23 protein-coding genes and 1 pseudogene are annotated in these 21,353 nt (G+C 61.5%); 14 read left to right on the top strand and 10 right to left on the bottom strand.

The window, feature by feature from the left end; all coding sequences use genetic code 11:
* Positions 1-28 precede the first annotated feature (28 nt).
* Positions 29-1,939: a tyrosine-protein phosphatase gene (locus IF189_RS12325; protein WP_134826586.1), complete on the bottom strand. Its 1,911-nt coding sequence runs from the start codon at positions 1,937-1,939 to the stop codon at positions 29-31.
* Positions 1,940-2,153: 214 nt separating this feature from the next.
* Between IF189_RS12325 and IF189_RS12320 the strand changes: the two genes are divergently transcribed.
* Positions 2,154-2,438, top strand: a complete 285-nt coding sequence (locus tag IF189_RS12320) for a FecR/PupR family sigma factor regulator (RefSeq protein WP_085708409.1) — start codon at positions 2,154-2,156, stop codon at positions 2,436-2,438.
* A 19-nt stretch (positions 2,439-2,457) separates the two neighbouring features.
* On the opposite strand, the gene IF189_RS12315 is transcribed toward IF189_RS12320, so the two are convergent.
* Positions 2,458-3,762 (bottom strand): MFS transporter, encoded by a 1,305-nt coding sequence (locus IF189_RS12315; protein WP_192553403.1) that lies wholly within the window; start codon positions 3,760-3,762, stop codon positions 2,458-2,460.
* A 30-nt stretch (positions 3,763-3,792) separates the two neighbouring features.
* Entirely contained in the window at positions 3,793-4,971 is a 1,179-nt protein-coding gene (locus IF189_RS12310; protein ID WP_192553402.1) for a M20 aminoacylase family protein, read from the bottom strand.
* Positions 4,972-5,114: 143 nt separating this feature from the next.
* Here IF189_RS12310 and IF189_RS12305 point away from each other — a divergent pair, with 143 nt between their 5' ends.
* From IF189_RS12305 to IF189_RS12290, 4 genes are read left to right on the top strand one after another with little or no spacing between them, the layout of a single operon-like run.
* Positions 5,115-6,068 (top strand): LysR family transcriptional regulator, encoded by a 954-nt coding sequence (locus IF189_RS12305; protein WP_114882477.1) that lies wholly within the window; start codon positions 5,115-5,117, stop codon positions 6,066-6,068.
* Between the two features lie 58 nt (positions 6,069-6,126).
* The gene (locus IF189_RS12300; protein WP_119429103.1) at positions 6,127-6,621 is read left to right on the top strand and encodes a PaaI family thioesterase; all 495 of its coding nucleotides are present in this window, start codon (positions 6,127-6,129) and stop codon (positions 6,619-6,621) included.
* A 24-nt stretch (positions 6,622-6,645) separates the two neighbouring features.
* Positions 6,646-7,053: a RidA family protein gene (locus tag IF189_RS12295; protein ID WP_134826583.1), complete on the top strand. Its 408-nt coding sequence runs from the start codon at positions 6,646-6,648 to the stop codon at positions 7,051-7,053.
* Positions 7,054-7,085: 32 nt separating this feature from the next.
* Complete coding sequence (locus tag IF189_RS12290; protein ID WP_192553401.1) at positions 7,086-7,748, top strand: glutathione S-transferase family protein; 663 nt, start codon at positions 7,086-7,088, stop codon at positions 7,746-7,748.
* A gap of 9 nt (positions 7,749-7,757) precedes the next feature.
* Here the strand turns inward: IF189_RS12290 and IF189_RS12285 are convergent, their stop codons facing one another.
* From IF189_RS12285 to IF189_RS12270, 4 genes are read right to left on the bottom strand one after another with little or no spacing between them, the layout of a single operon-like run.
* Positions 7,758-8,876, bottom strand: coding sequence for an agmatine/peptidylarginine deiminase (locus IF189_RS12285; protein WP_134826581.1), 1,119 nt, complete (start codon positions 8,874-8,876; stop codon positions 7,758-7,760).
* Between the two features lie 47 nt (positions 8,877-8,923).
* The gene (locus IF189_RS12280) at positions 8,924-10,027 is read right to left on the bottom strand and encodes an extracellular solute-binding protein (protein ID WP_192553400.1); all 1,104 of its coding nucleotides are present in this window, start codon (positions 10,025-10,027) and stop codon (positions 8,924-8,926) included.
* Between the two features lies 1 nt (position 10,028).
* Complete coding sequence (gene aguB, locus IF189_RS12275) at positions 10,029-10,937, bottom strand: N-carbamoylputrescine amidase (RefSeq protein ID WP_192553399.1); 909 nt, start codon at positions 10,935-10,937, stop codon at positions 10,029-10,031.
* A 3-nt stretch (positions 10,938-10,940) separates the two neighbouring features.
* Positions 10,941-11,993 (bottom strand): agmatine/peptidylarginine deiminase, encoded by a 1,053-nt coding sequence (locus IF189_RS12270; protein ID WP_192553398.1) that lies wholly within the window; start codon positions 11,991-11,993, stop codon positions 10,941-10,943.
* Positions 11,994-12,130: 137 nt separating this feature from the next.
* On the opposite strand from IF189_RS12270, the gene IF189_RS12265 reads away from it, so the two are divergent.
* Positions 12,131-13,018, top strand: a complete 888-nt coding sequence (locus IF189_RS12265) for a LysR substrate-binding domain-containing protein (RefSeq protein ID WP_134826578.1) — start codon at positions 12,131-12,133, stop codon at positions 13,016-13,018.
* On the opposite strand, the gene IF189_RS12260 is transcribed toward IF189_RS12265, so the two are convergent.
* Both IF189_RS12260 and IF189_RS12255 read right to left on the bottom strand, forming a co-directional pair.
* A complete protein-coding gene (locus IF189_RS12260) occupies positions 13,000-14,160 on the bottom strand; it encodes a radical SAM protein (RefSeq protein ID WP_134826577.1) in 1,161 nt (386 codons plus the stop codon). The two genes, IF189_RS12265 and IF189_RS12260, sit on opposite strands and share 19 nt — an antisense overlap.
* A 69-nt stretch (positions 14,161-14,229) precedes the next feature.
* On the bottom strand, positions 14,230-15,177 hold the full coding sequence (locus IF189_RS12255) for a LysR family transcriptional regulator (protein ID WP_192553397.1): 948 nt from the start codon (positions 15,175-15,177) through the stop codon (positions 14,230-14,232).
* Positions 15,178-15,311: 134 nt separating this feature from the next.
* Between IF189_RS12255 and IF189_RS12250 the strand changes: the two genes are divergently transcribed.
* The 4 genes and pseudogenes from IF189_RS12250 to IF189_RS28990 all read left to right on the top strand — a co-directional run bounded on the left by IF189_RS12250 (position 15,312) and on the right by IF189_RS28990 (position 17,505).
* Positions 15,312-15,716: a RidA family protein gene (locus IF189_RS12250; RefSeq protein ID WP_192553396.1), complete on the top strand. Its 405-nt coding sequence runs from the start codon at positions 15,312-15,314 to the stop codon at positions 15,714-15,716.
* A gap of 78 nt (positions 15,717-15,794) precedes the next feature.
* Positions 15,795-16,352, top strand: coding sequence for a helix-turn-helix domain-containing protein (locus IF189_RS12245; protein WP_134826574.1), 558 nt, complete (start codon positions 15,795-15,797; stop codon positions 16,350-16,352).
* 85 nt (positions 16,353-16,437) lie between these two features.
* Positions 16,438-16,995: pseudogene (locus IF189_RS28995) on the top strand (HD domain-containing protein); the annotation flags it as partial.
* The gene (locus IF189_RS28990) at positions 16,993-17,505 is read left to right on the top strand and encodes a GNAT family N-acetyltransferase (RefSeq protein ID WP_240789135.1); all 513 of its coding nucleotides are present in this window, start codon (positions 16,993-16,995) and stop codon (positions 17,503-17,505) included. The pseudogene IF189_RS28995 and the gene IF189_RS28990, both read left to right, overlap by 3 nt.
* Positions 17,506-17,519: 14 nt before the next feature.
* On the opposite strand, the gene IF189_RS12235 is transcribed toward IF189_RS28990, so the two are convergent.
* Entirely contained in the window at positions 17,520-17,972 is a 453-nt protein-coding gene (locus IF189_RS12235; RefSeq protein ID WP_134826572.1) for an Lrp/AsnC family transcriptional regulator, read from the bottom strand.
* Positions 17,973-18,095: 123 nt separating this feature from the next.
* Here IF189_RS12235 and IF189_RS12230 point away from each other — a divergent pair, with 123 nt between their 5' ends.
* The 4 genes from IF189_RS12230 to leuC all read left to right on the top strand — a co-directional run bounded on the left by IF189_RS12230 (position 18,096) and on the right by leuC (position 21,351).
* Complete coding sequence (locus IF189_RS12230; RefSeq protein ID WP_134826571.1) at positions 18,096-18,713, top strand: LysE family translocator; 618 nt, start codon at positions 18,096-18,098, stop codon at positions 18,711-18,713.
* 26 nt (positions 18,714-18,739) lie between these two features.
* Positions 18,740-19,312, top strand: a complete 573-nt coding sequence (locus tag IF189_RS12225; protein ID WP_192553395.1) for a 3-methyl-2-oxobutanoate hydroxymethyltransferase — start codon at positions 18,740-18,742, stop codon at positions 19,310-19,312.
* Positions 19,309-19,794 carry a MaoC family dehydratase gene (locus tag IF189_RS12220; protein ID WP_134826569.1) on the top strand — a complete coding sequence of 162 codons (486 nt, stop codon included), beginning with the start codon at positions 19,309-19,311 and terminating at the stop codon, positions 19,792-19,794. Before IF189_RS12225 ends, IF189_RS12220 begins: the two co-directional genes overlap by 4 nt.
* Before the next feature lie 135 nt (positions 19,795-19,929).
* Positions 19,930-21,351, top strand: a complete 1,422-nt coding sequence (gene leuC, locus IF189_RS12215) for a 3-isopropylmalate dehydratase large subunit (protein WP_134826568.1) — start codon at positions 19,930-19,932, stop codon at positions 21,349-21,351.
* Positions 21,352-21,353: the final 2 nt, after the last annotated feature.

Below are 21,353 nucleotides of genomic sequence, written 5' to 3'. Positions count from 1 at the left end.
CAGTCCTTTTTCTTCACCTTCAAATTGATCAGAACTGATAACTGGCCTTGAGCCCGCCACTGAAACCGTGGCTGTCGCCGCCACCGCTGGCACCGACTTCGGCACCCAGGCTCAGCGCGCCGAGGTTGGCCATCAGGTTGACGCCGCCGCTGAACTGATCGCGGTTGTCGAACGCCGCGCGTTGTTCGATATCCAGCCCCAGCAGATGCCCTTCGCTGTCGACCTGATGATCGCCGAGCACACGTTCGTAGCCGACCCGCACACCCGGCACCAGTTGCCACGCGCCCATGGGCATCGGGGCGAACGAGACGTCGAGATTGGCCACCGCGCTGCGACGGGTTTGCTGGATGTCGTCGACGTCGAGGGCCAGTTCGCTGCCCTTTTCCTGGAACCCCGACAAGTCGAGACGGCTGACGCGCACGCCGAGGCTCGGCTCCAGAACCATCTCGTTCATCGGCAGGCGATAACCCAGTGCCAGCGTGGCGCCGCTGAGGTTGCCGTGGGTGTCGCCCTTCGCCGAACCGAGACCGCCGCCGAGATCGCGCTTGCTGTCGTAATCGACGTAACCGGCGCTGAGGCTGGCATCGGCAAACAAACCACGCTCCATACTGGTAAAGCCATAACGGGCGCCAAGGTTGAGGAAGGTGAAGTCGGTATCAGCCTCGCCGCCCGCCCCGCCGACGGTGCCTTTGCTGTAACCGATTCCGCCGCGCGCACTGAGTTGCTCGGAGAAACGCTGGGTGACGCCGACCATCAGGCCCTGGCTGTGTTCGTTGCTGCTTTGCGCATGGGCCGAACCGTCGGTGCCGAGGTAACCGGCGAGCGCGGTGCTCCACAAGCGGTATTGACCGACTTTGAGGTCAGTGCCGCTTGCAAACGGCGCGGCAGCCTGCTCGATCATCGCGTTCTGACGCAGCAGGTAACTGGCCGCATCGGCGTGCACCTGACCGCCGACCGTGGACTCGACACCGCCAAGGGTGCCGGCATCGATAGCCGATTGCAGGTAGTAGTTGTAGGCGCTGTAGGTGCCCGAGAGTTTGCTGTTCTGCAGTTCCTGCAACAGTTGCGCGCCGGCGGCGGCGTTGCCGATCAGCCCGGCCTGACCCGGCAGGCTGTTGTACTCGACCATTTTGCCGCGCAGCACGTAGATGGTTTCCTGGGACAGACCCAGGCCCTGTTTGAGGTAGTTGTCCATGCTGCCGTATTGCGCGGTCACCTGATCCAGGCCCGCCTGCAGGTAACTCGCTTCCACGCCCAACAGCGGCGCGTAGACCGCGGCCATGCTCGGCGGCATCATCGCCAGGGTCTTGGCCACACGGGCGGCGGTGTAGTCGTTGGTCGCCAGGTAGTTGCTCATGATCGTCGCGTTGTCGACCCCGGCGATGCTTTGCAGCACGGCGGCGGTCCAGCCGGTGCGGTCCTTGCCGGCGGTGCAATGGAACAGTGCGGCGCCGTCGACGCCGGCCAGTTCGTTGAACAGCACGCCCAGCTGACCGCGCATGCCGGCGTCGCTGACAAAGGCACGGTTGGTCTCCTGCATCATCGCAATCGCATCGGCCGCGCTCTTGAACGAGACCGTGGTGATGTTCGCACCCGAGGTGGTGGCGCCGATGATGTCGATGTTCTGGTAGGTCGCGCCGCTGATCATGGTGTCTGGCGTGGCCGCGATTTCGCTGGGGGTGCGCAGGTCAAAAACGGCCTTGATCCCCAGACCGTTGAGGGTCGCAAGATCCGACGCCGTCGGCGTCAGCGCATTGGAGCGGTAGAACACACCGGCGCGCATCGTGCCGTCATGGGTCGTCGAGTAGGCCGTGGTGATACCGGCGACATCGCGGAAGTTGTCGATGCCCTGCAGGCGCGGGGTATCAAGGTCGGCCGCGTGGGCGGCGGCAATGGACAGACTCAACACGGACAGCGAACACAGAAGACGTGGAAACACGATGCAGCCTCATTGGAAACCGGTTGGGCTGCCCACTATCTACAACGAAATGTGACTGAATATGGCAAATCTGCGAAAAGCGTAAATGGCGGCGCGATCTGTCCGGCGGGCGCGCATTCTGTCCGTCAGGCAGGCTAAATCCCTGTCGAACTTTGACGTTTTTTTTGCAAGAGGCAGGGTAAAGTGCCCTCTCCGGCCATCCTGGAAGCAGTCAATGAACCTCCAAAGCCCTCAAGACGCCGACGATGAAATCCTCAATCAGGCGGCGCACTGGTGCCTGCGTCTGCAAGACGAAACCTGCACGCCTGACGAACGCCAGGCCTTCCAGCAATGGATTCAGAGCAGCCCGCGCCACGCCTTCGAGTACGCAAAGATGCTTGAGGTCTGGGAGTTGAGCGATCAATTGCCCGACGAGCACGACAAGTCGAAAAAACGCAAAGCCACGACGCTGCCGTGCAGCTTCGAAGAGTTTCAACGCAACCTGGCGCAGCGCAACTAGTGCGCCGCGCCCGGGCCGCTCACTCCAGCGGCCTGCCTGCGGTCTCCCGCACCATCGCCAGCCCCGCCAGGGTCAGGCACAGACACGTCATCACATACAGCGCAGGCGCGTTGTTGTTGCCGGTCAGACCGATCAGCCCGGTGGCGAAAAACTGGGCGAAGCCACCAAACACCGACACACCCAGGCAATAGATGATCGACAGTCCCGACGCGCGAATCTTGCGGGGGAACATCTCCGTCACCAGCACCAGCGTCGGCACGGTGATCAGCACCAGAAACAACGTGGTGACCATCGAAACACCCAACAACGTGCCCAGGGTCGGAAAGCGGTTCATCAACATGAACGCCGGATAGATCAGCAACAGCATCGGGATGCAGCCAAGCGCGATGGTGCGGCGACGGCCGATGCGGTCACTCAAACGACCGGCCCAGATCGACAGACTGATCTGCACCAGCGCACCCAGACACGCAGCCGTGGTGCCCATGGTCATCGGCAGGTGCAGCACGCTGACGGTGTAGTTGGTCATGTAATCGAGCACGATGTAGCTGGACGCCGTGCTGCCGATCACCAGCAATACGCCGGTCAGCAGGACTTTGCGATAGTCCCGGAAAATCAGGCGCAGGCCGGAGGTGGCGCCATCACCCGGTGGTTCCTGCTCGGCGGTTTCATCGAGGTGACGACGGATATACAGCCCCACTGGAATCACCAGCATCCCCAGCACGAACGGCAGTCGCCAGCCCCAGCTTTCGAGGGATTCGGCCGACAACGTCGAACTCAACCCCAGCGCCACCAGTGCGCCGAACATGAAGCTCAAGCCCTGGCTGAACAGCTGCCAGCTCCCGTAGAAACCACGGTTTTTGTCGTCGGCGTATTCCATCAGCATCGCCGTGGAGGCCCCCACTTCACCGCCCATCGCAAACCCTTGAATCAGTCGCGCCAGCACAATCAGCACCGGCGCGGCGAGGCCGATCTGCGCATAGGTGGGGGCGATGGCAAACAGCAGCGAACCGAGCGCCATCAGCCACAGCGTGAGCATCATCGCCGGTTTGCGCCCGACCCGGTCGGCGTAGGCACCGAGCACGATCCCGCCGATCGGACGCATGCCGAAGCCGACGCCGAACGTGGCCAGTGACAGCAGCAATTGCCCCAGCGTGCTCTCTACCGGGAAAAACTGCCGGCCGATGAGTGTGGCGAAAAAGCTGTAGACGGAAAAATCATAGAACTCGAGGCCGGAGCCAATGGTGATCGCGGCAATCGCCCGCGCACCGATGGGTTTGCGCGTTGCGTTTGCGGCGGTAGCCGCGCTGGAAATGGCAGTGGACATGGGGCGAACTCCTGAAATTGTCGAAGCGGATCAGGCCAAAAAGGCTTCCACCAGTCGCACCCAGTAGCTGGCGCCGGTCGCCAGGCAGTCGTCGTTGAAGTCGTAACCGGGGTTATGCACCATGCAGCCGCCCTCCCCGTCGCCATTGCCGATCAGCAGATAACAGCCGGGGCAGCGTTGCAGCATGACCGCGAAATCTTCGCTGCCGGTCAGCGGTTTCATGTTCGGGATCAACCCTTCCTCGCCCACCCAATCGATCGCCACCTGCCGCGCAAAAACAGTCTTGGCCTCATCATTGAACAGCGCCGGGAAGCGTTGCGCTTCGTCTACATCCACCGTCGCCCGCGCCCCGAAACCGCTGGCCTGGGCCTGGGCGATGCGGGTGATGCGCTCGATCAATTCGTCACGCACCGAAGCCTTGAGCGCACGCACGCTCAACTGCAACTCGGCGTGATCGGGAATCACGTTGGCGGCGATCCCGGCATGAAAGGCCCCCACCGTCACCACCGCCGTGTCGAGCGGATCGACAGTGCGCGAGACGATGCTCTGTAACGCCATGACGATTGCGGATCCCGCCAGCACCGGATCCACCGCCCTGTGCGGCATCGCGCCGTGGCCGCCCACACCGTCAACGCGAATCGTCACCGTGTCGGTGGAGGCCATGAACGGGCCTTCGAGGAAACCCAGCTTGCCCACCGGCAACCCCGGCATGTTGTGCATGGCGAACACCGCGTCGCACGGGAACAGCTCGAACAAGCCGTCATCGAGCATGCGTTGCGCACCGCCGTCACCCTCTTCTGCGGGCTGGAAGATCACCACCAGCGAACCGTCGAAGTCGCGGCTTTCGGCCAGATAACGCGCCGCCGCCAGCAGCATCGCCGTGTGCCCGTCATGTCCGCAGGCGTGCATTACGCCTTCGTGGCGACTCGAATACGGCAGCCCGGTCTGCTCGATGATCGGCAGCGCGTCCATGTCGGCGCGCAGGCCGATCATCTTGCCGCCACTGCCCTGGCGCAGCAGGCCGACCACGCCTGTTCCGCCCAGCCCGCGATGCACCTCATAGCCCCACTCGCTCAGCTTGCCCGCCACCAGATCGCCGGTGGCGAACTCTTCGAAGCTCAGTTCCGGGTAGGCGTGAATGTGTTGGCGCAGCGCGATCATTTCTTCTTCGAGCGCACGGATACCGGGCAGTGCAGGCAGGTCGGTCATCAGCAGGTTCCTTGTTTTTATGGGGGCGTTTTCGGGTGTTCGACTGATACCCTGCGATCCTAATGACTTGCCGAATGCCGCGGCAGTCGCAAAAAACGGGGGCTGAAAACCGTGGGTTTACACCGTCACAACGGGAGAAAGGGATGAAGCTGCATCAACTGCGGGCGTTGGTGATGATTGCCGACTGCGGCAGCATTCGTGCGGCAGCGCGGCAACTGGGGGTTTCGCAGACCGCCGTGGCCAAGGCCCTGCGTGAACTGGAAGAACACCTGCAATTGCCGCTGCTGGTGCGCAATGCCAGCGGCGTGGTGCTGACCGCTTACGGTCAATCGCTGCTGCAGCATGCGCGGCAGATGCTCAGTCAGCTCGAACGCGCACAACTGGAGCTCACGCACCTGAGCGATCAGGCCCAGGGCCAGTTGCGCCTGGGCATCTCGCCGTGGATGGGCATGACCCTGTTGCCGGAAGTCGTCACCCTGTTCCGCCAGCGCATGCCGCAAGTGCGCCTGGAAATCTTCGAAGGCTTGATGGCCGTGGCCCTGCCAAAACTGCGCGACGGCACCATGGAGTTCGCGGTGGGCCTGGTCTCGTCGCTGCTGCCGCGCCCGGAGTTCGTCAGCGAACCGATCTTTTCCTACCGCATGGCAGTGGTCGCCCGTCACGATCATCCGCTGCGCAAGGCCAGTTCCATTCACCAACTGCTCGATCAGGACTGGGTGGTCAATTACCCCGACGCCAGCCACGAAGGCTTGATGACCGAGCTGTTCTGGCAACACGGTGCGCAGATCGACCTGCAACACATCCACCGCGCCCACTCGCCACAACTGACGCTGTCGCTGATCGAGCAGACCGACATGCTCAGCTACTTTCCCGAACCGATGCTGACAGTGCCCGGCTACCGCGAACGCGTGGCCCGGCTCGATCTGGCCGAGACCTTCGCCAACGATGTCATCGGCATCGTCACCCCGCGCAACGCCCCGCTGGGCGCGGCGGCGCAGTGTTTTGTCGATTGCCTGCTGCAAGTGATCCGCCGTCGTGCACGCTCGGCGAGGCCGGAGGATGTCGAGTTGTTCGATACGTTGGGGTTGTTGATCTGACGTCGTTCAAGGTTAAGATTCGGCCCGGTTCGGCTAACAGTTTAAGGATGACCCCGGCATGTCCCCTCTCGACACCTCCCTGCAAGACACCGCCGCCCCCGACGGCGTCTGCTTCGGCTGCGGCAGCAGCAACCCGCACGGTTTGCACATCAAGAGCTTCTGGCACGAGGACGGCGTACACGTCATGGCCGAGCATGTGCCCGAGGCCAAATACTGCGGCTGGCCGGAGCTGGTCTACGGCGGTTTGATCGCGATGCTGGTGGACTGCCATTCCAACTGGACGGCGATGGCTTACCACTACCGCGCCGAAGGGCGTGAAGCCGAGAGCCTGCCGCGCATCAACTGCGTCACCGGCAACCTCGGCATCAAATTCATCAAGCCGACGCCGATGGGCGTGCCGCTGACGTTGAAGGCAAAAGTCGAAGGAGAAGTCGGGCGCAAGAGCCGGGTGATCTGTGAGGTGTACGCCGGGGATGTGCTGACGGCGGTGGGTGATTCGGTGTTTGTGCGGGTGGATACCGAACAGTTGGCGGCGAATGCCCACGGCCGCTGAAATGCAACGCTGAAGGAAAACACCATGCCTGATCGCAAAATCATCATCCCCGAATCCATGAAGCCCATCGTCGAACGCGCCGGTTACGCTCCGGCGGTGCTGGTCGGCGACACGCTTTATTGCGCCGGTCAGGTCGGCCGCACGGCAGATCTGACAGTCATCGAAGACCCCGAGCAGCAATTCATCCGTGCCTGGGAAAACCTCGATGAAGTGCTGAAGGCCGGCGGCTGCACCTTCGACGATGTGGTGGAGATGACCACTTATCACGTCGACATGAGCCAGCACATGCCGGTGTTTCGCGAAGTGAAGAACCGCCTGTTCCCCAAAGGCTTCTGCGCCTGGACCTGCATCGGCGTCAGCGAACTGGCCCATCCGGGGCTGCTGGTGGAAATCAAATGCGTGGCCGTGCGCAGGCGGGCTATACCTGTGTAATGCCTACAACCACCAACGCGAGGCGTTGAACCATGGACTTGACCCTCTACTACCATCCGTTGTCGTCCTACTGCCACAAAGCCCTGATTGCCCTGTACGAACACGGCGTCGCCTTCGAAAAACGCCTGATCGACCTGTCCAGCGAAGCCGAACGGGCCGAGTTGCGGGCGCTGTGGCCACTGGTCAAATTCCCGGTGCTGCAGGACCGTGCCCGCCAGCGCAACGTGCCGGAGTCGAGCGTGATCATCGAATATCTGGACCGCTATCACGCTGGAGCGGGCCGCTTGATCCCCGAGGATTGGGACACAGCATTGCAGGTTCGCCTCTGGGACCGGGTTTTCGACAACTACGTGATGACGCCGATGTCGCAAATCGTCGCCGACCGCATCCACAGCACAAACGCCGACCTGAGCAGCCAGCGCACCTTGCTGAACACCGCCTACGACATGCTGGAGAACCAGTTGGCGACCCACCCGTGGATCGCCAGCCCGGACTACAGCATGGCCGATTGCTCCGCCAGCCCGGCCCTGTTCTACGCCAGTACGCTGGTGCCGTTTGGCGCCGACCGCCCTCGCCTCAGCGCTTATTTCGAGCGGCTGGTGCAGCGCCCGTCTTTCAGCCAGGTGATCGACGAAGCCAGACCCTGGTTTGACTTCTATCCCTTTGCCGAAGCGCTTCCCCAACGGTTTCGCTGACGAACGGCCTCACGCCGGCTGGTGGCTGGTCACGCAGTGAATTCCGCCACCACCGGCCGCAATGGCGTCGATGTTGATCTGCACCACGTCGCGGTTCGGGTAGAGCTGTTTGAGCAGGTCGAAGGCCTTCTTGTCGGCGTCCTTGTCGCCAAACTCCGGGGCGATGACCGCGCCGTTGATGACGAAGTAGTTGATGTAACCGGCCGCGAAGTCGTCGTTGTTCTTGTTGAACTTGGTCTTGCGCGGTTTCAGCGGTGGCGACACGGTGTGGATCTGCAACGGACGACCGTCGGCATCGGTGACCTTCTTCAGGATTTCCAGATGCGCCAGCGTGACCTTGTGATCGTAGGATTGCGGGTCGGTGTCGAGGTTGGCGATCACTACGCCGGGCTTGACGAAGCGCGCGTAGAAATCGACGTGGGCATCGGTGATGTCCTTGCCCTTGATGCCCGGCAGCCAGATGATCTTGCGCAGGCCCAGGCGTGCCTTCAGTTCCGCCTCGACGTCGGCCTTGCTCCAGCCGGGGTTGCGGTTGGCGTTGACCCAGCAGCTTTCGGTCATGATCCCGGTGCCGTGGCCATCGACTTCGATGCCGCCGCCCTCGCCCACCAGTTCGCTGCGGATGTAGGTCGCTTGTGCGTCTTGCGCCACTCGTTGGGCGATTTTCGCGTCTTTGGAGTGCTGTTGCTTGTTGCCCCAGCCACTGAAATTGAAGTCAACCGCACCGAGGCCGCTTTTGTCATCGATGACGAAGTTGGCGCTGATGTCACGCATCCAGATGTCGTCGAGGTTGGTGATCTGGTAGGTGATGTTGGACGTGCCGCAAATCTCTTCGGCCAGGCTGCGTTCGCCGCTGCGGCAGTAGATGGTCAGCGGTTCATAGCGGGAGATGGCGCGGGCGATGCGGCCCAGGGCTTCCTGGACGTCTTCGGTGAAGTCTTCCCAGATCGCGTCCTGCGCGCCGAACGCCATGTAGGCACGTTCGTGTTTGTCGCCCTCGTCGGGCATGAACCAGCGACCTTCGCTGGCCGCCAGAACCCGCGCCGGGGACAGGCCGAGGCCCATGACGGCAGCGCCTACGCCGGCGGCGACTGAAACCTGTTTGATGAACTCGCGACGAGTGGGCATGTGTACGTTCCTGATGTGTAAGGGGCCGCCGAGGCGGCCCGGAAAAATCACTTTGCAGTGGCGGTCTTGAACTTGGTCCAGGTGCGCATGCGGGCGCGCATGTCGGCCTGGGGAATATCCTTGCCCGGTATCAGACGAGCATAGGTCGCTTCGTCGAGGTAGATGTCCGGGTTGTTGCGCATGGCCTCATCCACGTTTGGCCGGGCCTTGGCGTTGGAGGTCGGGTAACCGGTGAAATTGCTGATCGCGGCCATGTTCTCCGGGCGCATCACGAAGTTGATGAAGTCATAGGCGTATTCCGGATGTTTGGCATCCACCGGAATGGCCATGGTGTCCATCCACACCGTGGTGCCTTCGCGAGGCACGCGGTACTGGAAGCGGGTCTTCTTGCCGGCGCTGTCCGAGGTGCGCTGGGCCTGGGTCATGTCGCCGCTGTAGCCGAGGGACAGGCACAGGTTGCCGTTGACCAGATCGGTCACCGGTTGCGACTGGAACTTGCGTATGTACGGCCGAAGCTTCATCAGCAAGTCACTGGCTGCCGCCAGGTCCGCAGGCTTGGCGCTGCGCGGATCACGGCCCAGATAATTGAGCACCACCGCCAGCACTTCGTCCGGCGAGTCAATCATCGAAATCCCGCAATCGGCGAACTTCGCGGCCAGTTCCGGTTTGAACAACATGTCGAGGCTGTTGACCGGGGCGTCGGACATGCGTTGTTTGACCTGCTCGGCGTTGTAAGTCAGGCCGATGGTGCCCCAGGTATAAGGCACCGTGGCCTTGTTCGAATGCTCGTAATGGCTGCGCAGTTTTTGCAGGCCCGGTTCGATGTCATTCATCGCCGTGACTTTCGAAGGGTCCAGCGGCAACAGGCTGCCGGCGCGCATCAGACGTTCGGCCACGGTGTCGCCGGGGAAGATCAGGTCGTAGCCGCTGCCGCCGGAGAGCATTTTGGCCTCCAGGGTTTCGCTGCCGTCCATCACGTCGTAGATCACCTTGATCCCGGTTTCGGCGGTGAACTTGCTCAGAGTGTCTTCGGCGAAATAATCCGCCCAGTTGTACAACCGCAGTGTCTTGTCTTCGGCGTGCACGGCCGGCATCAAACCGGCCAGCGCCAGGCCCAGGGCGCCCAGCAACCACTTGTGTGAGGTGTGCATATCAGACTCCTTGAGGATTCCAGCGGGCGTGAAGGTGACGGCCGTCCTGACTCAACAACGCGCCGTACATTTCCGGACGGCGGTCGCGGTAGATGCCCCAGCTCAGGCGCTCTTCACGCATGGCTGCCAGATCCAGGCTTTGCACCAGCACGCCGGTGCTGGCGCGGTCGGCCTCGGCGAGCATTTTTCCCTTGTGGTTGCAGATGAACGACGAGCCGTAGAAATTCATTTGCAGCGTCGCATCGGTACCCGCCACTTCGCGGCCAACACGGTTGGAAGCGATCACCGGCAGCAGGTTGGCAGCGGCGTGGCCGCGCATGGTCATCTGCCAGTGGTCCCGCGAGTCCAGATCCGCGCAGCCCGGTTCCGAGCCGATGGCGGTCGGGTACAACAACACTTCGGCGCCCATCAACGCCAGGCAGCGGGCGGTTTCCGGGAACCACTGATCCCAGCAGATGCCCACGCCGAGGCGGCCGAAGGCGGTGTCCCAGACTTTGAAACCGGTGTCGCCGGGGCTGAAATATTCCTTCTCCTGATAGCCGATGGCGTTGGGGATGTGGGTCTTGCGATACACGCCCAGCAGGCGCCCGTCGGCATCGGCCACGCTCAGGGAATTGAAGTAGGCATTGCCGGCCTTTTCGTACCAGCTCAGCGGCAGCACCACGCCAAGTTCACGGGCCAGTGCGGCGAAGCGCGACAGCACCTGACTGTCGCGGTATTCCTCGGCCAGCCCCATGTGATGGTGGCTCTGCTCGATGCAGAAATACGGCGTGGCGAACAGCTCCTGCAACAGGATTACTTGCGCGCCCTGCGCCGCCGCTTCACGCACCAGTTGCTCGGCGCGGTCGAGGTTGCTTTTAAGATCCCAGGTGCACGGCATCTGGGTGGTGGCGACTTTGAGCATCGTCATCGATCAACCCTCCACCGGCCAGGCTGGCTGTTGCTGGGTGATGCAGTGCACACCGCCGCCGCCATGGGCCAGGTGGTTGATCTGCACCGGCACCACTTCGCGGCCCGGGAACGCCTTGGCCAGGGTTTCTGCCGCGACATGGTCGGCCTCGATGCCGTACGCCGGCATGATGATCGCGCCGTTGGCGATGTAGAAATTGGTGTACGAGGCGCAGAACACTTCGGCTTCGGTGTCCACGGCGTCGGTGGCTTCATACAGCTCGATCAGCTCGAATTGGCGGCCCCGGGCGTCGGTGGCCAGTTCCAGTGCGCGGCGGTTTTCCCGCACGACTTCGGCGTACACGGAGCTGCGATCGTGAGTGGCATCCACCAGCAACACGCCGGGACGGGCGAAGGCGCAGACGCCATCGACGTGCCCATCGGTCATGTCGCCGGTGACGTAATCCGGATCCCCCGGCAGCCAGATGGTTTTCTTCACGCCGAGCAGGCGACTGAAGATTTCTTCCATCTCGGCCTTGCTCACGCCGGGGTTGCGGTTAGGGTTGAGCAGCACCGATTCGGTGGTGATCAGTGTACCCTCGCCGTCCACATGGATTGCGCCGCCCTCGTTGCTCAGCGCCGTGCCGAAGCACTCGCCGCCCAGGTGATTGAGCACGCGGCGGGCCAGGCTTTCGTCCAGATCGTGGGCCGACTTGCCGCCCCAGGCGTTGAAGCGCCAGCTCACCCCGGCCAGACCTTGCTCGGGATGAACCACGAAGCTCGGGCCGGAGTCGCGGCACCAGCTGTCGTTGACCGCCAGCGGAATCAGTTCGATGTTCGGCCCGCACAAGGCTTTGGCGCTGGCGATGGCCGACGGATCGACGACCATTTTCACCGGTTCGAACCGGGCGATGGCGTTGGCGACGCGAGCGAAATCTTCCTGCACCAGCGGCAGGGTCACGCGCCAGCCCGACTCCCACAGGGCCTTGTTGTGGGGCCAGACCATCCAGGTCGCGGCGTGCGTCACCCACTCTGCCGGCATCATCCAACCGCTGTTGTTGTTTTTGTTCTGCTGCATGGTAAAAAGCCCTTTGAGTTAAGCCATTGTGTTCAATGAAAACAGCCTTGGCGGCGTTGACGTGCATGCTAATGGCGGCCTGAAGGGCAAACAAACGATGGATTTAGCGGAAAACTGATTAGAGGAACTTATCGATCATGCTGAAACACTGGCCACCCCTCAGCTCGTTGCGCGGCTTCGAAGCCGCCGCAAGGCTGGGCAGTTTTCACAAGGCCGCCGAGGAACTGAGCCTTACGCAGTCGGCCATCAGCCAGCAAATCCGCAGCCTTGAGGCGTACCTGGAGCAGCCGCTGTTTTTCCGCAGCGGACGTAGCGTCGCCCTGACCGACGCCGGCCACGATCTGCTCAGCACCACTCAGGCGATGTTGCAGCAACTGTCGGTGGGCATCCGCCGGCTGGGGCAATACCAGAAACCCAATCAACTGGTGCTCAACACCACGCCGGCGTTTGCCCGGCACTGGTTGCTGCCGCGTCTGGGGGATTTCCGACAACAGTACCCGCAGGTCGATCTGTGGATTTACAGCACCGATGAAGTGCCGGACATGGCGACACAAACCATTGATATCGCGGTGCGCGACGACATCAGTTCTCAGGCTGAGTGCAGCTTCAAGGTTCTGCATGCCGACCGCCTCTATCCCGCGTGCCATCCGAGCGTGTTGGCGCAACCTGCCGCGCAGCGCACGACACTGCACGGCGAGCGGGAAATGGACTGGAGCCATTGGGCGGTGGAAGCTGGAATCGATATAGGGCAGCAGGATCAGGGCTTGAACTTCTCTGATCCCGGCCTGCTGCTGGACGCGGCGTGTTCAGGTCTCGGGATTGCGCTGGTCAGCCGATTGCTCAGCCGCCAGTCACTGGAAAACGGACTGTTGCAGCCACTGGTGGAGCAAACCATTCGCGGCCCGAACTGGGCGATGCTGACCCATCGCGACAGCGAGAACGACCCGATGGCGCGATGCTTCAGTCAGTGGCTGTCAGCTCAACTGGCAGAACCCGACCTGCAGGCTCAGACCGTCGTGAAATGACCTGCGCCGAGCCGGCCTTCCAGCCGACCGAACAGGACGTAATGCTGATAACCGCTGGTGAACGCCCCGGTGGAAATCGCGTTTTTGACGTCCTGGTTCATATGCAGGTATTGCGCTTCGTCGAAGTTCTCGGCACTGACTTCGCCATTGCGCCCCAACTTGTCGCTGTCGGTTGGCACGCCCATGATCGTGCGTCGCTGGAAATCGATAATCCGGTTGACGGCGTGACTCTCCAGCGGGCCCCGATTGGAGTGCGCCGAGTAGATGTGCAATCCGTTGTTCGCGCAGCGATTGCACATGTCGATGCAGTTCGACTGAGTGGACTTGCGTTCGGTCAATTGCGCCAGCGGCATGTCGAGATATTTGCCGACCTGATATTCGGTCTGATTGAAAATGGAACAACACAGGATGGTGTTGCCATTGCAGTCGAGCACCAGCCAGTCATCCTTGAGCGTGCAGGCCTGTTGCGGGTACTGGCGGACCAGATTGACCAGGTCGTCGTAGGGCGGCAGCGCGAGTCGTTGCAGCGTCTCGCGATCGGTATCGGTCACCGACGGATCGCGCTCGATCAGCGCCAGTGTTTTCTCCAGCGGCATCATCACTGAGTAGCCGGTCGAGAACTCGAAGCCCAGACGCTGGCTGAATTCGCGCATCAGCCCTTCTTCTTCCATGTTGTCCAGGTAGCGGTGGTAATAGACCTCGATCCGCGTGTTCAAGCCATGTTGCTGCTTGAGTTCATGCAGTTTGATCATGTTGGCCTTGACGACTTCGATGTCACCGCCCACGTGTCCCTGTTCGTACGTCTGCTGATAAAACCCGGACAGCGAGATACGGAAGAACCATGGATTGGCGAGCATCGCCGTCTCCATGTTTTTGGCCAGATTCAAATTGGAACTAATACCGCTCTGTAAACCGGCGGCGTTGATGATTTCGACAAACTCGCCGATTCGCGGGTGGATCAACGGCTCGGTCCAGTTATAAAGAAAAATCGACTCGACCCCTTCGCTTCGGGCCTTCTCGACGATCTTCCTGAACATGTCAACTTGCATGGCTTTCTTGAAGTTGACGTTTTCCGAGTTACCCATCGGACACGAAGGGCAGCTCAAATTGCACGCGCCGACAATATCGATGTACATATTCATTGCGGGTGACGCTCCATGTGTGAATAGCGGTGCATCCAGACTGTCGACTGTTGTGATTGCCGTTATTCGCTATTTATTTGACAGTCCGGGAGCGCGGCGAGCAAGTTCCGGGCCATTGGCATGCTCGGCCATCAAGTCCACGATCCAATCGATAAATACCCGCAGCTTTTGGCTGATATGCCGGTTCGGCGGATACGCGACGTACAGCGGCATCGGCTCAAGATCCCAATCTTTGAACAGCGCCACCAGCTCGCCTCGGGCCTCATGTTCAGCCGACATGTAGCGAGGCAGCCAAAGCACGCCCAGACCGGCCAGGCCCGCCGCCAGATAGGCGTTGCCATCATCGACCGCCAGCACGTGCCGGCCCTTGATCAGGAGAGACTCATTGGCGTTGCGCAGGGCGTAAGGCACCGGTTTGCCGGTGCGCGCCCAGAGAAATCCCACCACCCGATGCTGCGTGTCTTCCAGTTCCCCGGGATGCTCAGGCGTTCCGGCGCGCGCCAGATAGCTCGGCGCGGCAAATACTCCCAATTGCAGATCGGCAACCCGACGGGCCATCAGCGACTGATCCAGCAACTCGCCGCCGCGCACCACGCAGTCCACGTTTTCATCGATGATGTCGACGATGCGATCACTGACGCCCATGTCGATCTGAATGTCCGGATAACGCCGGTGAAAATCCGGCAACGCCGGTATCAGGATCAGGCGCGCCAGCGGGCTCGGCACATCCACCCGCAGCCGCCCGCGGGGTGCAGCCGAAGCCTGGCTAATGCCGGTTTCAGCATCGTCCAGGTCCGCCAGCAACCTGACCACCCGCCCATAGTAAATCGCACCGTCAGCGGTGACGTTGACCTTGCGCGTGGTGCGGTTGAGCAACTTGACCCGCAGGCGCGCCTCCAGTTGCTGCACCAGATGAGTCACGGTGGTCTTGCTCATGTGCAGGGTTTCGGCGGCCTTGGTGAAACTGCCCGCCTCCACCACCCGGGCGAAGGCCTGCATCGCGTCAAAACGGTCCATATCCAACCTCTAATGGCGGCTCGATTGTTTGGCTATCCCAAACAGTGAACGCCAAGGTTGCGCGTTTATCGTGTCGGCGCAAGCCCCTAAAGTTTCTCCATCGCAGGTTTTCAACCCATTGAAGGAGACACCCCATGACCCACGCCCAGCCAAAACGCGACGTGGTTTTTCCGCCCGGACGTCATGCCTTGTACGAGCGCAATCGCTATTCGCCGGCCGTTCGATCCAACGGTTTTCTGTTTGTCTCAGGGCAAGTCGGCAGCCTTGAGGACGGCTCGCCGGAACCGGATCTCAAGCAACAGGTGCGACGGGCTTTCACCAACCTCAACGCGATTCTCGGCGCAGCCGGCGGCAGTTTCGATGATGTTGTGGACGTGACGGTGTTCATGGTCGACCCGCAATCGACCTTCGAAACCATCTGGGAAGTGGTGCCGGAGTTCTGGGGCGAGGCGCCGCATCCGACCATTACGGCGGTCGGCGTGACGTGGCTGTATGGCTTTCAGTTCGAGATCAAGGTGATTGCCAGGGTGCCGGAATGACCTGATATCGCGTCGATTTGCAGCACGGGCCGTCAGTCTTCAGACTGTCGGCCCGCATTCCTTTTGCGATCCTTCGCCATGCCCGACACCTTGCTCAAGCCCAGTCTCCCCGGCATCGCCCTGCGCCGCTGGCGTGTGCTGCACCGCGTCAAGCAGAGCCATGCCGCCGAGTTGTTCAAGGTGACCCAGTCGACGATTTCCCGCTGGGAAAGCGGCGTGCAGGCGATGGACCCGGACGCACACCGACAACTCGAAACGTTGCTCGCGGCGCGCCTCGACAGCGCCGCCGATCAGGCCCTCGCACGACTGGTGACGGAAAGTGCGCGGCCGGTTCATCTTGTCTGCGACCTGACCCATCGCCTGCTGGCCTGCTCCCGGGCCCGCGCCGCGCAGTTCAGCAGTCCACTGAGCGATCTGCTGGGGCAATCGCTGTGGCGCTTTGCGACGGCGGAAATCCAGCACAAGGAATCCCTGCTGGATGACACCGGATGGCGAGAAGTCCAGGCGCCGGCAGCATTGGAATTTCTGACGGGCAGCAATGACTCCGCCCTCGTGCCGATCCAGCCGAGTCTCTGCCGCTGGACGCGGATCGCCCTCTCCGACGGCACCGCCGCACGGCTGGTGGAAACGCTGTAGGCCACCCGCCGCATATTTTATGCGTGGACGATGATCGAGGCCGGGCCTAGGCTTTGAGCCCTGCTCTCTTTACTTCGGCCACCGTATGAACCTCGAAAAAATCAAGGGACGCCTCGACTTCCTGCGCGAAGCGGAACGGCTCAAGGACGTCCTCAGAAGCGCGCACACGTCCTCCGGTCGCAGCGAAAGCACCGCCGAACACAGCTGGCGTCTGTGCCTGATGGCGATCGTGTTCGCCGACGACCTCGCCGGGCTCGACATGCTGAAAGTCCTGAAGATGTGCGTCATCCACGACCTCGGCGAGGCCATCAACGGTGACATTCCGGCGGTCGATCAAGCCGGTTTTCCCGACAAGGGCGAACAGGAGCGCAATGACTTGCTGCTGCTCACCCGCTCTCTGGACGACGCGCTGAGAAGCGAAATCCTCGCGCTCTGGGACGACTACGAAAACGCCGGTTCTCCCGAAGCCAAAGCCGTGAAGGCACTGGACAAGCTGGAAACACTTTTACAACACACTCAAGGGAAGAATCCGCCAGACTTCGACTATGGCTTCAACCTGGCCTACGGCAAGCAATACACCAACGCCGATCCGCTGTTCGAAACCCTTCGGACCCTGATCGACCGGGATACCCGAGAACGCATGAATACAAACATCACCGTCCGCAACGAACGCCCCGAAGACATCGACGCCATCGCCCGAATCACCGAGGCCGCGTTCCAGCACGAAGAACACTCCAGCCACACCGAACAATTCATCGTCAACGCCTTGCGCCGCGCCGGTCAGCTAAGCGTTTCGCTGGTGGCCGTCGAGAACGACACGGTGGTTGGCCATGTGGCCATTTCACCTGTAACGATTTCCTCCGGCACTCAAGGCTGGTATGGCCTGGGCCCGATCTCCGTGTGCCCGACCCGCCAGCAGCAAGGCATCGGCTCGGCGCTGATGAAAGACTCGCTGGCGGAGTTGCAGCGCATCGGCGGCGTTGGCTGCGTGGTGCTTGGCGATCCGGGCTATTACGGTCGTTTCGGCTTCAAGGCCCATGCGGGTCTGGAGTTGCCGGGGATTCCGGCGGAGTACTTTCAGGCGTTGGCGTTTGGTGGGGAGTTGCCAATCGGTGTCGTCAGCTACCACAAGGCCTTTGACGCCACCGAGTAACCGTTCTCTGTCGTTCAAAGCGGTAGCGAACGATCCTGAATCACCCGTTTCATCACCAGCGTAGAAGTCAGTCGCTGGACATTGGGCAAGGTCGACAAGCGCTCGTCATAGAGCTGCTGAAAGGCCGGCAGATCCCGCGCGACGATATGCAGCAAGTAGTCGGGCTCACCGAACAGTCGTTGCGCTTCGACGATTTGCGGGATCTGCGTCACTGCGTCTTCAAACGCCTCAACCGCCTGGCGATTGCCCTCGCGCAGCGTCACAAACACCATCGCCGAAAAGTTCAGCCCCAGCGCGCCCGGCGCCAGTTGCGCGCGATAGCCGATGATCACCCCGCTCTCTTCGAGCGCCCGAACCCGACGATGGCAAGGAGACAGGCTGAGCCCGACCCGATCAGCCAGTTCTGTGATCGACAGACGACCGTCGGCTTGCAGCTCGGCAAGAATCTTCTGATCAATTCTGTCCATTAACGCTTTTCTCCCACATCACACTGCCACTGCTGGAATATTTGGGAAAAGATTCTAGCCCGATTCCAATATTCTTTTTCGTGAACGTTGCACGCCAAAAGCCCACTGTTTACGAGATAAAAGATGTCCCTGAGTCTGTTCGCCGCCTTCTGGGCGGTTTCGTTTCTGTTCGTAATCACCCCCGGTGCAGACTGGGCATACGCCATTTCGGCGGGTCTGGTTGGCCGTGTCGTGCTGCCCGCCGTGGCGGGATTACTGATCGGGCATTTGCTTGCAACGCTGGTAGTGGCGGCCGGTGTCGGAGGGCTGGTGGCGAGCAATCCCCTCGCCCTCTCGATACTGACGATCGCCGGCAGCCTTTATCTGCTGTGGCTGGGCATCAACATGTTGCGCAATCCTTCCACGCCCGAAGCGGCAGAGAATCAGACGTCGGGTTCCTGGTCACGCTGGACGATCAAGGGTGCCTGCGTCAGCGGCCTCAATCCCAAGGTCTTTCTTTTGTTCCTGGCCCTGCTGCCGCAATTTACCGACCCGACAGCGGCATGGCCGGTGCCGATACAGATCATGGCGCTGGGGCTTTTACACGCTTTCAGCTGTGGGGTGATTTACCTGTTGGTCGGATTCGGCTCGCGTTCTGTTCTACAGGCACGTCCCGTGGCTGCGCGATTCGTCAGTCGCCTTTCTGGCGCAATCATGGTGTTGATCGCAGCGTTTCTGCTGGCAGAACAGATACCCACCTGAAAATGACGCTCACAAAAGGCACAACCATGAGTGACACAACCTCGCCCTATGGCAACAACCAGAACCTGCACTCACGCGTTCGCATTCCTCATCTTCAGCAAATGAAGGTGCTCGGCCAGAAATGGGCGATGCTCACGGCCTACGACATGTACGCCGCGAGCATCTTCGAAGAGGCCGCAATTCCCGTTTTGCTGGTGGGTGACTCGGCCTCCAACAACGTCTTCGGCCATGAGTCGACATTGCCTATGACGGTTGATGAGTTGCTCCCTCTGGTGCGTGCCGTCAGCCGGACGACGCGCAGACCTCTGGTGATCGCCGACCTCCCGTTCGGTTCATATCAGGCCACGCCGAAACAATGTTTCCATACCGCCGTTGGCATCGGCGCTGGCGTGGGCTGCGATGCTCAAGTGTTGGTCTGGCAGGACATGGCGGGGTTGAGAACCGGGCACCTGCCCAGATTCGTCAAGCAATACGCCGATCTTCGCGGTGTGCTGCTCGGCGCGGCCCGCGACTTCGCCGACGATGTGCAAACGGGGAGGTTTCCGGGGCCCGAGCATGCATTTCCTCTTGATCGTGCACAGGATAAAAACCATCGATGAAAAGTTTCAGGCAACACTCGGCCGACGGTCTGAAAATCGGCGACCGGTTCACCCTCTCCCGCTGCTTCTCGGTCGAAGACATCCTGCGTTTTGCGCAGATTTCCCGCGACTACAATCCCGTGCATTTCGACCAGCGCTTCGCTCAGGCTCGTCACTTCAAGGCGCCCGTCTCGCATGGGTTGCTGACGGCCAGCCTGGTTACTGAAATTGGTGGTCAGATCGGCTGGCTGGCGGCGTCGATGACTTTTAATTTCAAGCGTCCGGTTTATCCGGGAGACACGGTGACATGCGTTTGGCTGATCACGGAATTAGATAGCAAAGGACGCGCGACGGCAGTCGTCACCTTGACCAACGAGGATGGTGTTGTCGTTCTGGAGGGCGAAACCCGAGGGGTGGTTCCAAGTGCAGACGAGCGAGAACTACTGAAGCGTTTGCTGATTGCAGGAGATAGCGGCGATGCTGCTCGCACGCCAAAGCAGTAATTTCAATCGCCGCTGATGCTTTGACTGTTCACATTTCGTGTCCTATGGCATCACCGAAGCGCTCTTGATGCCGTTTCGGCGATCAATGACTCTGTCCGTACGTTGTTTTTGCACTGACAGAAAAGAGCCAACACCATGCCCAGCCCGAGAACCCTGTACCAGAAACACATCGACAGCCACACCGTCTGCGATCTCGACGATCAGGGCCACGTGCTGCTTTACATCGACCGCCAGGTCGCCAACGAATACACCAGCCCCCAGGCTTTCAGCGGATTGCGCGACGCAGGACGCGAGGTCTGGCGCCCGGCGGCCACGTTGGCGGTGGTCGATCATGTGAACCCCACGGCGCCGATGCGCATCGCGACCATGCCCGACGCCGGCGGTGCGCGGCAGGTGTCGTATTTCGAAGAGAATTGCCGCGACTTCGGCATCGAGCTGTTCGATGTGCTGGACAAGCGCCAGGGCATCGAACACGTCGTGGCGCCGGAACAGGGTTTCATTTTGCCGGGCATGGTGGTGGCGGCCGGTGACAGCCACACCACCACTTACGGTGCGCTGGGCGCCTTCGGTTTCGGCATCGGCACCTCGGAAATCGAGCACCTGCTGGCGACGCAGACCCTGGTCTATAAGCGCCTGAAAACCATGCGGGTGACGGTGAACGGGGAGCTTGGTGCGGGCGTCACGTCGAAAGACATCATCATGGCGCTGATCGAGCAGATCGGTGCTTCGGGAGCCACCGGTTATGCCATCGAATTCACCGGCCCGGCGATCAGCGACCTCAGCGTCGAAGCACGCATGACCATCTGCAACATGGCCGTGGAGGCCGGCGCCCGTGGGGCGTTCATGGCGCCGGACGACAAGGTCTTCGCCTATCTGCAACTCAAGCCGCGTGCGCCGAAAGGCGAACTCTGGGAGCAAGCGGTCGAGCGCTGGAAAGGCCTGCACAGCGACCATGGCGCGGTGTTCGACAGTGAAGTCAGCCTTGATATCTCGGCTGTGGAACCGATGGTCACCTGGGGCACCAGCCCGGATCAGGCCGCTCCGGTCGGCGGACGAGTGCCGGACCCGGCCAGCCAGCCCGACCCGATTCTGCGTCAGGGTCTGCAACGCGCCCTCGATTACATGGGCCTGACACCCGGCACGCCGCTGAGCGAAGTGGTGATCAGTCACGCCTTCATCGGCTCCTGCACCAATGCGCGGATCGAAGACTTGCGTGACGTTGCCCGCGTGGTGCGCGGCAAGCACGTGGCGCCCCACGTGCGGGCGATGATCGTGCCCGGCTCGACGCAGGTGCGCGATCAGGCGGAAGACGAAGGGCTGGCGCAGATCTTTCGCGACGCCGGTTTCGAATGGCGGCAATCGGGCTGCTCGATGTGCCTGGCGATGAACGACGACGTGCTCGCGCCGGGGGATCGCTGCGCGTCCAGCACCAATCGCAACTTCGAAGGTCGTCAAGGCGCCGGTGCGCGCACTCATCTGATGAGCCCGGCGATGGTCGCCGCAGCCGCCATCACCGGACATTTGACTGACGTTCGCGCCTTCGCGCCGGGAGTTTGAGC

Source organism: Pseudomonas sp. IzPS59, from assembly GCF_014863505.1.
Classification (GTDB): Bacteria; Pseudomonadota; Gammaproteobacteria; order Pseudomonadales; family Pseudomonadaceae; genus Aquipseudomonas; species Aquipseudomonas kribbensis.
This window is presented reverse-complemented; position numbering and strand designations above follow the sequence as displayed.

Bases quoted from the DNA above. Each gene is read 5' to 3' on its own strand.
- IF189_RS12305 (WP_114882477.1), top strand. From the start codon at position 5,115: ATGAAGCTGCATCAACTGCGGGCGTTGGTGATGATTGCCGACTGCGGC.
- IF189_RS12310 (WP_192553402.1), bottom strand. From the start codon at position 4,971: ATGACCGACCTGCCTGCACTGCCCGGTATCCGTGCGCTCGAAGAAGAA.
- IF189_RS28990 (WP_240789135.1), top strand. From the start codon at position 16,993: ATGAATACAAACATCACCGTCCGCAACGAACGCCCCGAAGACATCGAC.
- IF189_RS12235 (WP_134826572.1), bottom strand. From the start codon at position 17,972: ATGGACAGAATTGATCAGAAGATTCTTGCCGAGCTGCAAGCCGACGGT.
- IF189_RS12265 (WP_134826578.1), top strand. From the start codon at position 12,131: ATGCTGAAACACTGGCCACCCCTCAGCTCGTTGCGCGGCTTCGAAGCC.
- IF189_RS12230 (WP_134826571.1), top strand. From the start codon at position 18,096: ATGTCCCTGAGTCTGTTCGCCGCCTTCTGGGCGGTTTCGTTTCTGTTC.
- IF189_RS12285 (WP_134826581.1), bottom strand. From the start codon at position 8,876: ATGCCCACTCGTCGCGAGTTCATCAAACAGGTTTCAGTCGCCGCCGGC.
- IF189_RS12220 (WP_134826569.1), top strand. From the start codon at position 19,309: ATGAAAAGTTTCAGGCAACACTCGGCCGACGGTCTGAAAATCGGCGAC.
- IF189_RS12320 (WP_085708409.1), top strand. From the start codon at position 2,154: ATGAACCTCCAAAGCCCTCAAGACGCCGACGATGAAATCCTCAATCAG.
- IF189_RS12280 (WP_192553400.1), bottom strand. From the start codon at position 10,027: ATGCACACCTCACACAAGTGGTTGCTGGGCGCCCTGGGCCTGGCGCTG.
- IF189_RS12270 (WP_192553398.1), bottom strand. From the start codon at position 11,993: ATGCAGCAGAACAAAAACAACAACAGCGGTTGGATGATGCCGGCAGAG.
- IF189_RS12290 (WP_192553401.1), top strand. From the start codon at position 7,086: ATGGACTTGACCCTCTACTACCATCCGTTGTCGTCCTACTGCCACAAA.
- IF189_RS12245 (WP_134826574.1), top strand. From the start codon at position 15,795: ATGCCCGACACCTTGCTCAAGCCCAGTCTCCCCGGCATCGCCCTGCGC.
- IF189_RS12225 (WP_192553395.1), top strand. From the start codon at position 18,740: ATGAGTGACACAACCTCGCCCTATGGCAACAACCAGAACCTGCACTCA.
- aguB (WP_192553399.1), bottom strand. From the start codon at position 10,937: ATGACGATGCTCAAAGTCGCCACCACCCAGATGCCGTGCACCTGGGAT.
- IF189_RS12260 (WP_134826577.1), bottom strand. From the start codon at position 14,160: ATGAATATGTACATCGATATTGTCGGCGCGTGCAATTTGAGCTGCCCT.
- IF189_RS12255 (WP_192553397.1), bottom strand. From the start codon at position 15,177: ATGGACCGTTTTGACGCGATGCAGGCCTTCGCCCGGGTGGTGGAGGCG.
- IF189_RS12300 (WP_119429103.1), top strand. From the start codon at position 6,127: ATGTCCCCTCTCGACACCTCCCTGCAAGACACCGCCGCCCCCGACGGC.
- IF189_RS12295 (WP_134826583.1), top strand. From the start codon at position 6,646: ATGCCTGATCGCAAAATCATCATCCCCGAATCCATGAAGCCCATCGTC.
- IF189_RS12315 (WP_192553403.1), bottom strand. From the start codon at position 3,762: ATGTCCACTGCCATTTCCAGCGCGGCTACCGCCGCAAACGCAACGCGC.
- IF189_RS12250 (WP_192553396.1), top strand. From the start codon at position 15,312: ATGACCCACGCCCAGCCAAAACGCGACGTGGTTTTTCCGCCCGGACGT.
- leuC (WP_134826568.1), top strand. From the start codon at position 19,930: ATGCCCAGCCCGAGAACCCTGTACCAGAAACACATCGACAGCCACACC.